Here is a 16,284-nt window from a genome sequence, read left to right as displayed (position 1 = left end):
AGGAGTGATGATAATGATTTAAATAAACTTTCGAATAGCCGTGAATTATTCATCAAGGGGAACGATGAGCATGGGCAGGCCGCCCTCCCCGGCTAAAACGGATGACGCGGAGCTCACGAAGAACCGCAGAAAAGCATTGGATTTGCGCCGGCCGAGAATTAATAGGTCAACGTCTCGCTCCAGGGTATAATCGAGCAGGCGATCGCTGGGGTCACCGGCCGGGAGAATGTCTACTTCGACGTCATATTCGGGAAAGTGCCCCGCCACCATATTTGTTAATAGCTTCTTTTCGGTGGTCCGTTCCTTCGAATCGTCCCGGTGCTCAACGTGGACGAAGTGCATCCGCAGAGCAAGTGCGTTACGCAGTAGTTTAGTTTTGCTACTGAGTGCTTCCAGCCTGGTGACGGTATCGAAGGCGATGGCGGCCACGTTAATTTTTGGGGTGCCGGCATTCGCGGGAATCAATAAAACCGGGCACTTCGCCCGCTGGGTGACCGCTCTGGCCACGCTCCCGAATACCGGGGTAACCCTACTATCCCGCCCGGAGCCAACGCCGCCCATCACGATGAACGCTACGTCCTCCCGTTCACTCTGATCCAGTAGTACCCGTACGGCACTGCCGATAATGTCCCGAACTACGATGGAAGGCGATTCGTCGGTGACATCGGGAATGCCGGAGAGGGTAACGACGGACGAATTATCGGCTACGAAATCAGCAACGCGTTGGTGGATACGCTGGTGGACGTGCGCGCTCCCGCGCACGACTATGAAATCAGTGCCCTGCTCGTCGTAGCCATCGTAGGCGTGCACGGCCTCGAGGTCGTAGCAAGTGACGTCCGCGAGGTAACAAGCGTAGCGTAGGGCGTTCGCGGAGGTGTCGGAAAAATCGATGGGGACAATGATCTTTTTCATTTTGTACGATATTTTACGCCATTAATTAATACTGTCTGCCCGGTGTTTTCCAGCACGCGTTGAGCTGAGTTTTGAACACAAAAAACACGGACGATATAAGCGCACTTTTTATGTGCTTGTGCACACTACTGGACATTTTCAAATTGGACGCTTGGAGGACTCGAAACCCTTCGCTACGCTTTAGTTTCGAGACGCTCCAAGGTTCTAAAATTCTACTTGAGGACCTTGGAGCGTCCTCTGCCGTGAAGCCGAAGGCGAAATTGTTGAGGTCCTCCAAGCGTCCGGGGAAAATGTCCAGTAGTATGGTGCTTGTGTTATTTATTTTGTGTCTTTTGTGTTCCCTTATTTTGGCCACATTTGTACTAAGATAAATTCCTCTACGTCACCTTATATGCTTCGCCCACAACAAATTTGGCGCTTAGGCACGGTGAACCGAATGACCCCCGTCAATCCATAAACTGATAATAATCACCGTAGGGGTCAAGCGCTCTCCGGTCTGCACTATATCAGCGCCCCCGGTGACGACGGTCATGCATTATCGCCACGTAGCTACGGACATTTGGGGCACACCAAACACAGAAAGTCCATGAATACAATAATTGTCCCAACTGACTTTTCAACTACTTCCGCCGCCGCGCTGCGATACGCCCAGGGGATTGCGGAAGCTACTGGTATCGATATTGAGGTAGTTCACATTCACGATGGTACTAGTCACTCTCTGAATAACTCTATTCGTAAGGGCAGCGCCGAGGTGTCGTTACAAATCCACCGCCGAATTAATGAACTGATCGCTTCGGCCATTCAGCAGCCTTGCGTGGTCGACGGACCGGAAATGACGCCGGAGGACCTGACCGTGAGCAGCCGGGAAATCGTCGGGTCACCAGCCAGGGAGCTCATTGCGTTGAGTAAGCGAAAGGGGACGCAACTAATCATCATGGGTGGGGTAGGGACGGGTAATGTATCCGCCGTCACCCCGCTGTTTGGCAGTATCGCCCGGGAGGTGGCGGAACGCGCGGCTTGCCCGGTGCTCCTTATTCCCGAAGATTACGCAGGCGCGGCGCCCCGGAAGGTTGCGCTGGCTTTTGATAACGCGGATACCCTGCAGCAACTCTCGATTGGTTTTAATCATCTCCGCCTTGCCCTGAAGCCCGAAATACACTTAGCGCACGTGCAGGACGTAAGTGATGAGACGGCGTTCTGCCGGGAGGTTAAACTTATGATGGAATTTCTCGAATCTGGTTTTCCAGGGTATCCGGTGGAAGTAAATATTCTGAAGCAAAGCACTACGGCGGTGTCTTTGCTCGAGTACGTCCACAAAAATGATATTGACTTACTGGTACTCGGCAACCACCGGCGTAGTTTCCTTGGTCGCCTCTTTGGAACTTCGCGCAAGACGGTGGTCATCGATACCGCGCTCAGCCCTTTACTCATTATGCCACTGAAATAGGGCTTGGGTTGTTCGCAAAAGCTAATTAATACGTTCATTGCCGCCCGGTGCGGATAAATATCTTAGTCCATGTCCGTACGCGTGCTCTTCTCGGTACTCTTTCTTGGCTTCTACGCCAGCGCCTGCACCAACGACCAGGTGCAAGAAATGGAAACTTTTGAACGTGACCTGCTGCTCACCTGGGTTGCCTTAGAACGTGACGATCCCAAACTTGCCGAATATTACGGACAACGCACCGGTGAGGATTGGAGGTTGCTGGGAGGTCATTACGGTGCGGTACCCATGCACCTGGAGATCAAGGAATCGGTAGCTTTCGCCGGGTTTTGGGTGAATAGCCTGCAAACGTCGATCTCCAAGAAGGATCGGCCCGGGGCAACGATTGCCGTCCAGCTAATCCAGAACCAGCTGCGTACGTTGCGCCCCCGCTTTGGCTACGACCAACCTACCGACCACCTGTATGAATTCTATTATTACTGGCACAACGTCACCGAGGCCAGTAATGACGATATGCTTTGCCTGTTGGAATGGAGTGAATACGAATGGTTCATCGACATGGCCGAGCAGTCCTGGGAGGAATACTTGCGCAGCCGCCCCCGGTACGCCGAGACGCTTTTCCCCGGCTACGGAACCCAGGCGGCGCTGACCGAAGCGGAGAGTCTTGAATTAACCCGGAGTTTAGCAGACTTCAAGAAAGACCTGGATGCTTCCGATCACCTCCTGGCAGGGCCCGCCAGCCGAGTGATCAACGACCTTTTTTTTGATTACCTGGCCACGATTACGGACTATCCGCAAGCAGGTGATCTCGCCGAGAACCCACTGTAACAGTTTGCGCTCGCTGGGTTCACCTCAATCAAAACTATTATGCGACGTCAACGGCTTGTCCGATTCACCGCGGTCTTACTTACCCTGCTACCCGTCCTCGTTTCCTGCACCACGGAAGAATTGGGGCACGGCCTGACCATCGAAGCAGCTTACGTAGAACTGGCCTACGCGCTCCACCGGGGAGAAGCCACCGCCGCGGCGACAGCTATGCAACAGCTCGACCGCGAAATCAACGCCCTCCCCACCGGCAAGTTGCGCGCTTATTTCGCGACGCGGGACGACGATAATGACAACAGCGTTTATTTCTTTGAGCAATCCCGCCTCGCCCTGCGCGACGCACGCGTATCCATATTGGAGGATAACCTCGGCCAGTCATCCGTCCAGGTGGACCGCTCCGTCTACTACTTGCTCGCCGCTGAACCCATTCTCGCGGAACGGTATTACATCGCGGGCATTTATGACTTCTTAGCCGCCTGGAACGAGATCGAGGTGATTGCCCGTGAGTTTGACTTTTGTGGTATGGAGTGGCGGGACTACGAAAGCTACGCCGAGGACGTCAGCCGCGCCTGGCGGCAAATTAGCTGGCGACGACCGGATGCTCAACTTTACGGGTTCACGCCGGAACGCCTGCGGAAATTTGAAAACGCGCACGCAGCCGTAGAACACCAATTAAATATATTCCGGAACGCCGTGCGCCAGGATGATCAGTGTGAAGCGGAAAGGATCGCGTTGGAAGTGGACGGTGCCGTTCAACGGTTGATTCAGGTCTTTAGTCGTACGGATAGAATTTCACCGCAGCTAGGTCATTCGGTGAAGCCCTAGACGAGCAAACCACGTAAATTTTCTACGTCTACTACGGCTACTTCCTTGCCCCTTAATTCAATCAACTCCTCCCGCTTAAAATCGGAGAGGGCCCTGATCACGCTCTCTTTGGTTGTTCCCACCATTTGGGCCAGTTCGTCCCGGGAGAGCGCTATTCCCTCGCCGTCATATTTATCGTGGAGATCACAGAGCACCAGGGCCGTCCGCCGCCGCACGCTGTCGTAGGCTTGGTGGACGAGGCGGTCCCCGTGGCTGACGACCCGCCCCGCCATCAGGTGCATGAGGGCTTCCGTGACGGTGCGATCCGTATTCAGGAGCCGTAGCAAGTGATTGGTGGGCAGGGCCTGGAGGGTCGACCCACCGGAAGCGGCGCGGGCGGTGTAGTGGTACGGTGCGCGTTCCAGAATAGACGGTACGCCGAATACTTCTCCCGCACCTAATTCCGCGATGATGTAATTCCGGCCGTGCTCGTGGGAGCGGCTGAGGTGGACCCGGCCTTCCGTCACGCGAAAGATGAAATGTGGGAATTCTCCTTCGCGAATGATGGTCGCGCAGGCTTCGTATTTCTTTTGTTTTCCCAGTTTGTCGAAAGCGGCCTCCAGCCGGGCGTGGCCGCCCCGGGGGTCGCTCAGGTGGACCGTTTTGGTGCTGATTTCAGCGGTGGTCCGGGTGGCTGCTTTCTTCAGCCTTGTTTCAATGACGTTCAGTAGTTCGTCTTTGTAGAATGGTTTAGTGATGTAGTCGTCCGCCCCCAGGTTCATACCGCGGCGGATGTCTTCCATTTCCGTTTTGGCGGTGATGAAGACGAAGGGGATGGCTTCGGTACGGGCGTTTTCACTGAGGAGGTTGAGTACGCCGAAGCCGTCGAGTTCCGGCATCATTACGTCACACAGAATCAAATCCGGTGGCAGATCGATGGCTGATTTTGCGCCCAGTAACCCGTTGGGTTCGCTCCGCACTTCATAGCCGTGCAGTTCGAGTATTTCCGCTAGGTTTTCCCGCACGTCTTCGCTGTCTTCGATGATGAGTATGGTCGCTTTCATGCTGACAAATAGTTATGGTTGACGTGTGAACCTTGTGGTAATTCTAAAGTGCTTATGGGAGGCATCGGTATCCGATCTTTAGCTAGTGGGTGCGTGATCTAACCGGAATGGTAAGTAGATCGTGAACGTCGACCCGTGCCCTAATTTACTGGTAAACTGTACTTCACCGCCCATCAGCTGCACGTAGTGTTGAACGATGTTTAAGCCTAATCCGGTCCCTTTTACGTTCTCTACGTTGCCCGCCCGGAAAAAGCGATCGTAAATATGCGCCTGGTCGGAGGCGGGGATGCCAATGCCTTCATCCGCTACGCTTACGTACGCTCTACCGTCCAGAATCCCGCTGGAGACGATGATGGACATGCCCGGCTCGGAATATTTAGCTGCGTTACTGATCAGGTTGGCCAGGACGTGCCGGAGTAGTTTCGGGTCGGCGACCAGCCGCTCGGGCTCGTCGGCGAGGTCGATCACCACTTGCTGGCCCTGGCGTAACTGGCCCTCGCTTTCCTCCACGCTAATGGTAACAATGGCGTTAAGGTCGAGTAACCACGGGCGCACTTCTACTTCCCCTTGTTCGACCTTACTCAATGAAAGGAAGTCATTTAGTACTTCTGTCAACTGCTGGACGGAATCTTTGATCTTACCGATGTGCCTTTCCCGTTTGATGCGTTGCTCCGCTTCGCCGTACAGCTCAATTAGTTCTACGGAACTTAATACGGTGCTTAGAGGTGTTTTGAATTCGTGGCTGGCCATGCTGAGGAACCTGCTTTTTAGTTCGTTCAACTCCCTTTCTTTTCCCAGGGCCAGTTGTAGCTCCTTTTCACGTTGCCGCAGTGCCGCGGTCCGCTCGGCTACCTTGTCCTCTAGCTGATCATTCAATTCCTCGACGCGCCGTTGCGCCGCTTTGAACTCGCTCAGGTCGTGTAGCATCCCGGTGTAGATCGTTTTGTCCTCCAACTTAAGTTCACTTACCGCCAACCGTAAAGGGAACTCCGAACCATCTTTCCGCCGCCCGATTACCTCACGCCCGATCCCGATAATGTGAGGTTTGCGTGTTTCGTGGTACCGCTCCAAGTAAACATCGTGGTGGGTGCGGTCATAGCCATTCATAAGGATATTGACCTTCTGCCCGCGCATCTCGTCCGCCCGGTAACCGAATAATTTGGCCGCGGCGGAATTGACGCTTTCAATAGTGCCGGAGGTGTTCATGGTGATGACGCCATCCGTAACCATCTCAAACAGGGCGTTCAGGCGGAGGCTGTCGTCCATTTCCAGTTCTTCCTTCGGGTGCTTCACGGATTGCTTGGTTTTATCGGCGTTATTCATTCCTAAATATAAACAGCGCCCCTGGCTTGTCGCTAAGGGCGCTTGAGGTAATCCAGTTGCTGCCTGGCAATCAGTTATCGAATCAGGTTCTTGTGTCACCTTAGCCCATTGAAGTAATCTCGCTGGAGTTGGCGTCACTTAACTTATTCTCAAGACTGCTAGCCGTCAGGACTGGGAGTTTAACCCGCAAAAAAGCTATTAGAAAAATGAAGTAGGATTACGGTTGTAATTAACAGTGTGTAGTCCACAGACCTGCAATTGATGGCAGGGGAAAAGATAAAACAAAAGTCTGTCAACCATGGTCGCGATAAAATTCATAAACTCTCCTATTTAGTGATGTTGTGAATATCGCGCTCCTGCCCGCACGCAGATAATGATATCCATCATGTAGCCGAATGATCTGTGTCAGCGGCAACTTAGGTAAGGTGGGTTACGTGAGGTGAGCTTCTCTCGGGGGGGGGCTAAACATAATCCGTTAGCTTAATTTCCTCGCGGTCGATGAGCTTGACTAGATCGAACGTCGTCAGGATGCCTACTAAGTCTCCGTCGTCTTCTACCGGGAGTGCGTGGAAGCGATTCAGTAGGAACAGGTTTGCGGCCGTCCGTACGGTATCTGTTCGCTCTAGTTTTACTAAGGGTTTTGTCATGATCGCCGACACTTCAAGTCCTTCCGTGTGGCGTTCATAAACCTTTGCGAAATCCAGATAACTTACCATTCCGACTAATTTTTTAAAGTCGTTAACCACCAATAGGTGATGAATACCGTGCCCGTCAAGCTTCATCTTGGCTTGCTTAACGGAAGCCTTTTGGTTGATGGTGATCAAATTTTTAGTCATTAACGTATCTACCCTGGCAAGTAAATTCATAAAGCATTGTGTTTAGGTAATACCTTATTAATAGTTAATTAATAAGGGTGGATTTTCCAAAAATGAAAAAACCGGTTAGTAAAATTAAATAATTAATTTAGTGGCACATCGGTGGAAACGCCATATCCTGAAAATTAGAAAACTCGTCGGGCACGTGCGCCACGTAACCTCGGTACAGCAGTATCAGCCCGGTCAGGGCCATCAAAACCGGTAGCACCCGCCGGTAAGGTATTTTACTTAGTACCGCAAAACGCCGTCCGGCAACCAGCGTCAGTATCAGTAAGGGCAACGTACCCAGCCCGAATGACAGCATAAACCCGGCACCCGCCACCGGGCCACCCGCCCCCGCCGCGCCAAGGATCGCCACGTAGACGAGGCCGCAGGGCAGCAAACCGTTACAGCAGCCCAGCGCAAAACGCGCGCGCCAACCCGTTCTGGCGAATAGCGATTGGACTTTACTACGCAGCCGCACCTGAAAGCGGGTAAACGCCGGCTGTCGTGCCAGCACGTTACCGGGGTCCAACCCCACTACGGCACAGGCGATCAGCAAACTTCCCGCCACCAGCGAAAGCACGCTCTGTGCGTTCCACATGGCCATGCCCAGACCCAAACTACCGAGCAAAAAACCCATACTCGCGTAGACTGAAATCCGCCCGGTCTGGTAAGCTACGGCGGATTTCCACGCCCGCCCGGCCCCAGCGGCCAGCATCAACGGCCCGCACATGCCGACGCAGTGTAAGCTTCCCAACAGGCCCAGGGAAAACGCCGCGATGATTTCAGGTGAGCCCATTATTGGACCGTTAAATCTAATTCGTCGTAATAATCAACGCCGCCCTGCGCCCATTCCACAATGGCCTGGTAACGACCTGATTTTAAGCCCTTTGTGTTAAGCCTCATTTCGCCCCCAACCGTGTTAATGGTTATTCGGCGATCGTCGCGGCGGCTACTCGGCCGGTACAGCAAAATGGTCCCTTTCACGTTCGTGGCAAGCGCTGCTGGAAATATTAAGTAAAGTCCTTTTTCCGTTGGCGCGACGTATGGTCGCTCGGCTAATAAATAGCTATTCCTCCGCCGGTCATACTCCTGTTGGTAATTAATGTCGCGCTCGTAATAAGCTTCCGTTACCAAGCTATTGTCAAAGCCCCTGCTACCGATGACGACCACCACCAGGCAGGCAACGAAAACAATGTAAAATACTAAGATGCCGTGGCCCCAGTGAAATTTCATGGTTATTGCTTTTTCGGGTGAATGAAAGTGGTTGTTAGCTCCTCGACTTTGCGGTCGTCGGTCCAGACTTCCAGTACCAGCGTTCCGTTGAAGGAAGCCGGCACCTCCTGCGGAAGATCTACGAAAAGGGCGCCCTGAGTCACTTGATCCGGCAAAGCATTTGGTTGCCCACCGACGTAGCGAACCGCGCTTCCGGGCAGGTCCTTTACGACGAATCGTAGCGGCGTTTCTTGCCCGCCTTTGTGCATGATCTGATAATTATACAAATTATTTATGGTGCCGTCCACGCCCGTCTGATAAAGCATCCCCGGCGTCCGTAGTAGGATAATATCCATTTCGCTCCTGTTTGTCAAAAGGCCGATATTTAGGATAATTAGCGCCACCAATACGCCGGAATACGCCATTACCCGTGTTGTCCATACTTTGCGTTTGCCCCGTTTGACGCCGTTTTCGCTGTCGTAACGGATCAGCCCGCGCGGCCTGTCCACCTTGTCCATCACCTCGTCGCAGGCGTCGATGCAGGCCGTGCAGTTCACGCATTCCATTTGAATGCCGTTGCGGATGTCGATGCCGGTGGGGCAGACTTTTACGCAGAGCCCGCAGTCGATGCAGTCGCCGAGCACGTCTTCGGGAGCCCCCATGATTAGGGTTGCAGCGTCCATTTCTACTGCCTTGGGCGTGGTCGCGGGTGCCGGGGAAATAAGAGAAGAAGCAAGGTTTTTTGGACCGTTCGCTAGCGATGTTTCGATTTGCTTAGATGTTGGGTCGCCGCAATCCGCTTTTCCGTCCTGACACGTGGTGCAGTCCGTGCAACTACTCTTTTTCTTGTGTTTAGCCCTACGAATCTTCCCGCGCGGTTCCCCCCGCTCGTAATCGTAAATAACATTGATACTATTGTTGTCGAGTAATACACCTTGCAACCTGCCGTAGGGGCAAATAGCAATACAAACCTGCTCGCGTAGATTCGCAAAGACGAAGTAAAATACCCCGATAAAAACCACGATGGTCAGAAAACCGACCGGCGCGTCCAGGGGGGATTGCGAGATGGTGGCGAGCACGGCGTCCGTCCCGATGATGTAGGCGAGGAAAGTGTGGGCGATGACGGCCGAGATCAACAGAAACAAACCCTGCTTCAGCATCTTTTTTAATATCTTTTCCTGCGTCCACGGTGCCGCCGCCAGCCTGCGCTGCGCATTGTCATTCCCCTCTACCCAGTATTCGATCTTGCGGAAGACCATTTCCATAAAGATCGTCTGCGGACAGACCCACCCGCAAAAAAGCCGTCCGAATACCGCCGTAAATAATATGATAAACACCACCCCGGTAATCATCAAAATGGCGAACAAGTGAAAATCCTGCGGCGTGAACGTCAGCCCGAAAAGGATGAAGTGGCGTTCCACCACGTTCAGCAGTACGAGCGGCTCCCCGCCGACCTTAATCCAGGGTAATCCGAACAATACGAGTAACAAAACAACACTCAGGTACGTCCGCCACCGGTAGTAGCGCCCGTCCGGCTGCTTGGCGAATATCCAGTTCCGTTTACCGTCGGCGGTAACCGTCCCGATGCTGTCCCGAAAGCTTTCTTCATCGTGGTCCGTCATGTTATTTGCTTTTCTCGCCTTCGGTGTAGAGTTCCCCCTGCGCCTCCTTGGCGTTGGGTGGGTCGGTGCCCACCAGAGTGATGATGTAGCTCGATACCTCCTGCATCGCGCTGGCCGACATTTCTTTCTGCCAGGCGATCATTCCTTTTTCTGGCACGCCGTACTTGATCGTCTTAAAAACATCGGTAATACTGCCCCCGTGGATCCAGAACTCATCCGTCAGGTTAGGACCGATGCCGCCTTCCCCCAGCGTGCCGTGGCAGGGCGAGCACTTCCCCTCGAAGATTAAGCGGCCTTTTTCTAGCGCGTTGTTCTCCGCCAGCAGCGTTACGTTCGACTCATCGACGGCATTGGCCTGCGTAGAAACAAAGGCTTTCACGGCCTCCTCGGATACTTGCATCTCCGTGGCGTACTCTTCGCCCTGGGTCTGGTCGAAACCGGAAAAGTGGACGAACCAGATGTAGACGGGCGCGATGGCGATGGTGATGTAGAACAGGCCCGTCCACCAGGGCGGTAGATTGTTGTCCAGCTCACGAACGCCATCGTAGGAGTGGTCCAGCAGAATGATGGCTTCTTCCGCGATGGGCACGTCGTCGGTCAGGCGTTTGTAGAGACTTTGGTACCAGGGCTCCAGTACCTCTTCCGGGATGGGAACACCCAGTGTTTGTAATACCTCCGGATGGTATTTTTCCAGCAGTTGAATTCGCCGCAAAACCATGAAGGAATCCCCCAAATGTATGAGGTAGACCGCCGCCGCAAGGAAGACGAATAAACCCGTTGCGAGCACCACCAGCTCCGGGGGGCTGAAGCCGGGGAGGAAGGAGCCGGTCGCTACGGGTGCCGTAACGGTCGTACTCTGCAACAACAAGCCGGGTAGATCGAAATAATTCATACTAGTTCGTCTTTTTCCTCAGTCGGGTAGGAGTCGATTAAAGGTTGTTGTTCCACATCCGCATAGCTCCCGCGTCCGCGCCAGAAAACCATGATGATGACGATGCTGAAGATGATAAAAAACGTGAGTAAAGCCATGATGGCCAGCCAGTTGATGCCGGACTCGGCGAGGAGGTATTTAGCCATGATTGAATTATTTTTTAGTATTAGATTCTTTCTCGACGTTGATGTCCGTGCCGAGGCGCTGGAGGTAGGCGATCAGCGCGACGATCTGACGCTCGGCCAGCTCATCGTCTTCCACGCCCTGCTCCCGTAAAGTGGCGGCGATGCCTTCGGCCTGCCGGCGCAGATCGTCGATGGCTACTTCCGCGTAGCCTTCCGGATAAGGTGTACCGAGCGACTGCAGTACCCTGATTTTGGCCGGTAAATTATCCGTGTCGTACTTGCGGTCCAGCATCCAGGTGTAAGGCGGCATAATGCTGCCCGGGCTGGTGGAGTGGGGGTCTTCCATGTGGCGATAATGCCAGATGTCGAGGTACTTGCCACCGACGCGGTGGACGTCCGGGCCCGTCCGTTTGCTGCCCCACAAATGCGGCCGGTCGTAGATGAATTCTCCCGACATCGAGTACTGCCCGTAACGCTCCGTCTCCGACCGAAACGGACGGATCATTTGACTGTGGCAATTATTACAGCCGTTGGCGATGTAAATATCGCGGCCTTCTAATTCTAACGGCGAATAAGGTTTGACGGAGGCAATCGTGGGAACATTGTCCTCGACCATCACCATCGGAAAGATTTCCGCCATCCCACCAATCAGCACAACCACCGTGGAACCGACCAGTAGTTGGACGGGCCGGCGCTCGATCCACCGATGCCAGTATTCGCCCTTGTGGCCCCCGGGGCTCGCGGATAAGGGCGGCGCGGCGGCGGCTTCATCGGCCAGGAAATCTCCCTGGCGGACCGTCCGGATCAGGTTGTAGATCATGATGAAAACGCCCGCGACGTAGATCGTCCCACCAAATGCACGCAGCATGTATAGCGGCAGAATGGCGTCGACCGTTTCCAGAAAGTTACCGTACTGGAGCATGCCCGATGGCGTAAACTGCTTCCACATCGCGCTCTGCGTCCACCCGGCCCAGTAGAGCGGGACGGCGTAAAAGAGCGTTCCTAAAGTAGCGAGCCAGAAGTGGACGTTAGCCAGTTTGGTGCTGAACAACTTCGTGCGGAAGATGCGTGGCATGATGTAATACAGCACCCCGAAGGTGAGCATACCGTTCCAGCCGAGCGTGCCGATGTGTACGTGGCCGACCGTCCAGTCCGTGTAGTGGCTGATGGCGTTGACGGATTTGAGGGAGAGTAGGGGACCTTCCAGCGTAGCCATTCCGTATGCCGTCAGGGCAACGACGAACATCTTCAGTACCGGGTCCGTCCGGACTTTATCCCAGGCCCCCCGCAACGTAAATAAGCCGTTGAGCATACCGCCCCAACTCGGCGCGATCAGCATCAGGCTAAATACCGTCCCGAGGCTCTGCGCCCATTCCGGCAGGCTCGTATAAAGCAAGTGGTGCGGGCCGGCCCAGATATAGATGAAAATTAACGCCCAGAAGTGAATGATCGATAAACGGTAGCTGAAAACCGGCCGGTTGGCGGCTTTCGGTAGGAAATAATACATTAAACCCAGATAGGGCGTCGTCAGGAAAAAGGCGACGGCGTTGTGTCCGTACCACCATTGGATTAGCGCATCCTGAACGCCCGCAAAAACCGGGTAACTCTGCATCAACGATACCGGAACCGCCAGACTATTCCCGACGTGGAGAACCGTTACCGTCACCCACGTAGCGATGTAGAACCAGATGGCGACGTAGAGGTGGCGCTCGCGCCGCTTCATGATCGTCATGAACATATTCACGCCGAAAACAATCCAAACGACCGCGATGGCGATGTCGATCGGCCATTCCAGTTCCGCGTATTCCTTACTCGTAGTGAAGCCCAGCGGTAAGCTGATCGCCGCCGCCAGGATGATGGCTTGCCAGCCGTAGTAATGGATGTTACTCAGCACGTCCGAGTACATTCTCGTCTTCAGCAGGCGTTGCAGGGAGTAATAAACGCCCATGAAAATGCCGTTGCCCACGAAGGCAAAGATGACCGCGTTCGTGTGCAGCGGGCGGATGCGTCCGAAAGTAAGTTCGGCGGTAAAATTAAGCGCCGGCCAGACCATTTGCAGCGCGGCCAGTAAACCGACCAGCATCCCGATCAGTCCCCAAAAAGCCGTGGCGTAGGCGAATCGTTTGACGCTCGTGTTGTCGTACGAAAAGCGTTCCAGCGCCGTGGCGGCGACGTCAATAGTAGTTTCTTTACTCATCTTCGGGCGGTTTGGTGTCTTCGAACAGGATGCGCATGGCGGGCGTCACTTCATCATCGTACTGGCCCGTCCCGACCGCCCAAAAAAAGGCGATGAGGAAGCCGATGGCAATCAGTAGGCTTAAGAGAATGATGAGTAGAATGACCTGCATGGGGCGCTTGGCTCGGTTGGTTGCAAGGTCCGGCGGGGGGTAAAATCAATGAATGACGGGCGTCAGTGGATCAGGTGATTTTGGTCATTTTGGAGCTTAGCGAGAGGGGCGTACCTACACGATTCTCCCCTACGATGATGTCGCGTACTGGATTAAATTGAAAAATATGGGCGCGGTCGCGGGTACGGGGGCAACGGGAAAAGAGCAAGGAAAATACGACCCAAACCAGACCTATAACTGCGTCCCCCGCTGCACGATCAATACTACCTTCAAGGGATATCCCAACTCTCCAAGAAGCACCAAGCCTACCGCCTACCGCCTACCGCCTACCGCCTACCCGCTACCGCCTAACAACCCCCCAAGCCCCCAAACAAGCCACCACCACAATAGAAACCGAACTCAAAGGCATCAAAATAGCCGCAACAACCGGACTCAAAGTCCCCCCCACGGCATAGCTCAGGCCAATAATATTATATAAGAAGGCCAGCCCGTAAGTGAAAAATAAAACCCAACGCACCCGCCTCGCGATCTGAAGCACCGAAGGCAACTCCGCTAAACGATCCGCCCGCACGATCACGTCGCAGGCGGGATTAAAGTGCGCTTCCGATTCATTGACGGCCATACCGACCGCAGCGGCGCGAAGAGCACCCGCGTCATTTAATCCGTCGCCGATCATCAATACTTTTTTACCGGTATCCCGCAAGTGCTCGATCCGGCGAAGTTTGGCGAAAGGATTCTGGTCGAACCACTGCCGGTCGGGGTGAAAGTGAGCGGACCAGAAGTTTGAGTTTGGTTCATGATCTCCGGAGAGGAGCCAGGTTTCGCCCTGATTTGCGCAGGCATTCAGGGTGGTGGCAATTCCCTCGCGCAGTCGAACTTCTTCGTTGGTGAGTTTCAGGTAAGCCTCACCGGCGACGGATGCGTAGGTACCCGGTTCGGTATTGTTTAATCCGCAAAACGCCGCCGTTCCAATCCGGTAATTCGATCCTTGATGATCTAGCTGAATCCCACGGCCGGTTCGCTCGGTAATGGAACCCACCGGGGGGGAGGGTTTTGTAAAATTTTGCGTATTCAAAGCATCCGAGATAGCTTGGCTTTTGGGGTGGCGAGATTGTCCGGCCATTCTTTTTAATACATACTCGATTTTATTACACATCGGTCCAAAATACTGCAACCCTTCCCCGACATTTCCCTCCGTCAGCGTACCCGTTTTATCGAATACGAAAGTATCCACCTCACCCAGGTCACGGACCGCCCCCGGCCCCCGGAAGTAGTAGCCTTTTACAGCCAGTAACCTTTGCAAAGTTCCGTAAGCAAAGGGTGCGGCCAGGGCCAGGGCGCAGGGGCAAGCGATGATCAGCACCGCCGTCGCCGCTCGAAAAGCAGTAGAAACGTCAAGTTGGTACCAATACAAAAACGTCGCGCCCGCAATCAACAGGATAACCGCCGTGAACACCTGAACCAAGCGTTTCGGCGGCGCGACCTCCGTTCTGTTCTCAACCCCGTCATCCCGCAACCACAGTTGTAATAAATAACTGTGATTGGCAGGTTTGGTGACGCGGATGTGCAGCGCGGAGTCCGTGGCCCGGCCGCCGGCGAATACTTCGGCGCCGGCATTAATCCGGACGGGGTCGGCTTCGCCGGTGACGAAGCTGTAGTCGATGGCCGGGGAATTGTCGTTCAGTAGGATACCGTCGGCTGCGATCAAGCTGCCCGATCGGACTAGGATTACGTCATCTGCCGATAAATCTTCGCTAGCGACCGGGGTCGGTTCGCTTCGGTCGTTAATCCGGTAGGCGGATACGGGAAAATAATCGCGATGATCCCGCGAGAAGTTGAGCCGACTGAAAGTAAAGGACTGAAACCAGCGACCGATGAGCAGGAAAAAGATCAGGCCCGCCAGGCTATCGACGTAACCCGCACCCGTGCCCGAAAGAATCTCGTAGGCTGACCGCCCGAATAAGGCCAGCATCCCGATAGCGATTGGTACGTCGATGGTAACCTCCCCGGCGGTGATCGCGTAGTACCCGGCTTTCAGGTAGGATCGCCCGGAATAGAACAGGACCGGGAGACTCATCGCTAGTATTAGGTAACTAACTGCTTCCCCCATCGACCACGCATCCGTCCCGATCCCGATCCCGATAGCTATCGGGATCGGGATCGGGACGCCCCAGCCAAAATACTCGGGGAAACTCAGCAACATGATGTTACCGAAAAAGAAGCCGGCTACTCCGATTCGGTAGATCAGACTACGATCCACGATAGCTGTTTCCTCCGTGGTATTTCTGAAAATCGGTGGGTAGCCAATGCGGGATAGGGTAGTGGCTACCTCCCGCAGGCCGGTCTGGTCGGGATTGTAAACGATGCTCGCTTTACGGTGTGGAAAGTCGACCCGGCAGCCAATTACACCCGGTGTAAGTTTTGGTAGGCGCTCCAGCAACCACACGCAGGAAGCGCAGTGGATGGCGGGTAATTCCAGCTCGACGTGGCGGCGGCCCTCGGCGCGGAAGTTGATTAGCCGGTCGGTAAGTTTCGGGACGTCCAGCCAGGCATAATCCGCCGTGTCTACCGCTAATACGTGCCGGTCGGTTTGTTCCAGGGCGTAGAAGTCCAGCAAGCCGCCGTCGGCGAGGATGTTATAAACCACCTGACAGCCGCCGCAGCAAAACGACGCGCCCGGCTGGAGGATCGTTTCGTCGGTACAGGTTTCCCCGCAGTGGGTGCATTCAACGATGGTAGCGGCTTGGATTTGCACGGGCTGAGATTAGAAGGCCAGGTGCAAAGGTTTGGTGATTAGGCGTTTTTAGCGATGATCAT

Annotated in this window: 15 protein-coding genes; 3 read left to right on the top strand and 12 right to left on the bottom strand. The window is 54.4% G+C overall.

Going from position 1 to position 16,284, the window contains the following annotated elements; all coding sequences use genetic code 11:
* Nucleotides 1-45: 45 nt before the first annotated feature.
* The gene (locus tag GGR27_RS05330; protein ID WP_168036335.1) at nt 46-912 is read right to left on the bottom strand and encodes a universal stress protein; all 867 of its coding nucleotides are present in this window, start codon (nt 910-912) and stop codon (nt 46-48) included.
* 586 nt (nt 913-1,498) lie between these two features.
* Here GGR27_RS05330 and GGR27_RS05325 point away from each other — a divergent pair.
* From GGR27_RS05325 to GGR27_RS05315, 3 genes are all read left to right on the top strand, one after another.
* The gene (locus GGR27_RS05325; protein ID WP_168036334.1) at nt 1,499-2,359 is read left to right on the top strand and encodes a universal stress protein; all 861 of its coding nucleotides are present in this window, start codon (nt 1,499-1,501) and stop codon (nt 2,357-2,359) included.
* A gap of 69 nt (nt 2,360-2,428) precedes the next feature.
* Complete coding sequence (locus tag GGR27_RS05320) at nt 2,429-3,181, top strand: hypothetical protein (protein ID WP_168036333.1); 753 nt, start codon at nt 2,429-2,431, stop codon at nt 3,179-3,181.
* A 39-nt stretch (nt 3,182-3,220) separates the two neighbouring features.
* The gene (locus GGR27_RS05315; protein WP_168036332.1) at nt 3,221-4,003 is read left to right on the top strand and encodes an iron-containing alcohol dehydrogenase family protein; all 783 of its coding nucleotides are present in this window, start codon (nt 3,221-3,223) and stop codon (nt 4,001-4,003) included.
* Here the strand turns inward: GGR27_RS05315 and GGR27_RS05310 are convergent.
* The 11 genes from GGR27_RS05310 to GGR27_RS05260 form a co-directional block, all read right to left on the bottom strand.
* Nucleotides 4,000-5,046, bottom strand: coding sequence for a response regulator (locus GGR27_RS05310; RefSeq protein WP_168036331.1), 1,047 nt, complete (start codon nt 5,044-5,046; stop codon nt 4,000-4,002). The genes GGR27_RS05315 and GGR27_RS05310 overlap by 4 nt on opposite strands.
* A 78-nt stretch (nt 5,047-5,124) precedes the next feature.
* On the bottom strand, nt 5,125-6,369 hold the full coding sequence (locus tag GGR27_RS05305) for a PAS domain-containing sensor histidine kinase (RefSeq protein WP_168036330.1): 1,245 nt from the start codon (nt 6,367-6,369) through the stop codon (nt 5,125-5,127).
* Between the two features lie 461 nt (nt 6,370-6,830).
* Nucleotides 6,831-7,235, bottom strand: coding sequence for a CBS domain-containing protein (locus GGR27_RS05300; protein ID WP_245184397.1), 405 nt, complete (start codon nt 7,233-7,235; stop codon nt 6,831-6,833).
* Nucleotides 7,236-7,332: 97 nt separating this feature from the next.
* Nucleotides 7,333-8,025, bottom strand: a complete 693-nt coding sequence (locus GGR27_RS05295; RefSeq protein WP_168036329.1) for a sulfite exporter TauE/SafE family protein — start codon at nt 8,023-8,025, stop codon at nt 7,333-7,335.
* Entirely contained in the window at nt 8,025-8,462 is a 438-nt protein-coding gene (locus GGR27_RS05290) for a FixH family protein (RefSeq protein ID WP_168036328.1), read from the bottom strand. The genes GGR27_RS05295 and GGR27_RS05290 overlap by 1 nt, the downstream gene beginning before the upstream one ends.
* Nucleotides 8,463-8,464: 2 nt before the next feature.
* Nucleotides 8,465-10,063: a 4Fe-4S dicluster domain-containing protein gene (locus GGR27_RS05285; RefSeq protein ID WP_168036327.1), complete on the bottom strand. Its 1,599-nt coding sequence runs from the start codon at nt 10,061-10,063 to the stop codon at nt 8,465-8,467.
* Nucleotide 10,064: 1 nt separating this feature from the next.
* The gene (locus GGR27_RS05280; RefSeq protein ID WP_168036326.1) at nt 10,065-10,955 is read right to left on the bottom strand and encodes a cbb3-type cytochrome c oxidase N-terminal domain-containing protein; all 891 of its coding nucleotides are present in this window, start codon (nt 10,953-10,955) and stop codon (nt 10,065-10,067) included.
* Entirely contained in the window at nt 10,952-11,140 is a 189-nt protein-coding gene (locus GGR27_RS05275) for a hypothetical protein (RefSeq protein ID WP_168036325.1), read from the bottom strand. Before GGR27_RS05275 ends, GGR27_RS05280 begins: the two co-directional genes overlap by 4 nt.
* 7 nt (nt 11,141-11,147) lie before the next feature.
* A complete protein-coding gene (ccoN, locus tag GGR27_RS05270; RefSeq protein WP_168036324.1) occupies nt 11,148-13,316 on the bottom strand; it encodes a cytochrome-c oxidase, cbb3-type subunit I in 2,169 nt (722 codons plus the stop codon).
* Nucleotides 13,309-13,467 carry a cbb3-type cytochrome oxidase assembly protein CcoS gene (ccoS, locus tag GGR27_RS05265; protein ID WP_168036323.1) on the bottom strand — a complete coding sequence of 53 codons (159 nt, stop codon included), beginning with the start codon at nt 13,465-13,467 and terminating at the stop codon, nt 13,309-13,311. Before ccoS ends, ccoN begins: the two co-directional genes overlap by 8 nt.
* 340 nt (nt 13,468-13,807) lie before the next feature.
* Nucleotides 13,808-16,222: a heavy metal translocating P-type ATPase gene (locus GGR27_RS05260; protein ID WP_168036322.1), complete on the bottom strand. Its 2,415-nt coding sequence runs from the start codon at nt 16,220-16,222 to the stop codon at nt 13,808-13,810.
* Between the last annotated feature and the right edge of the window lie 62 nt (nt 16,223-16,284).

This window comes from Neolewinella antarctica (assembly GCF_011927835.1).
Taxonomy (GTDB): Bacteria; Bacteroidota; Bacteroidia; order Chitinophagales; family Saprospiraceae; genus Neolewinella; species Neolewinella antarctica.
Note: the sequence above shows the minus strand (reverse complement) of the source record. Positions and strands in the feature narration are given on the sequence as shown.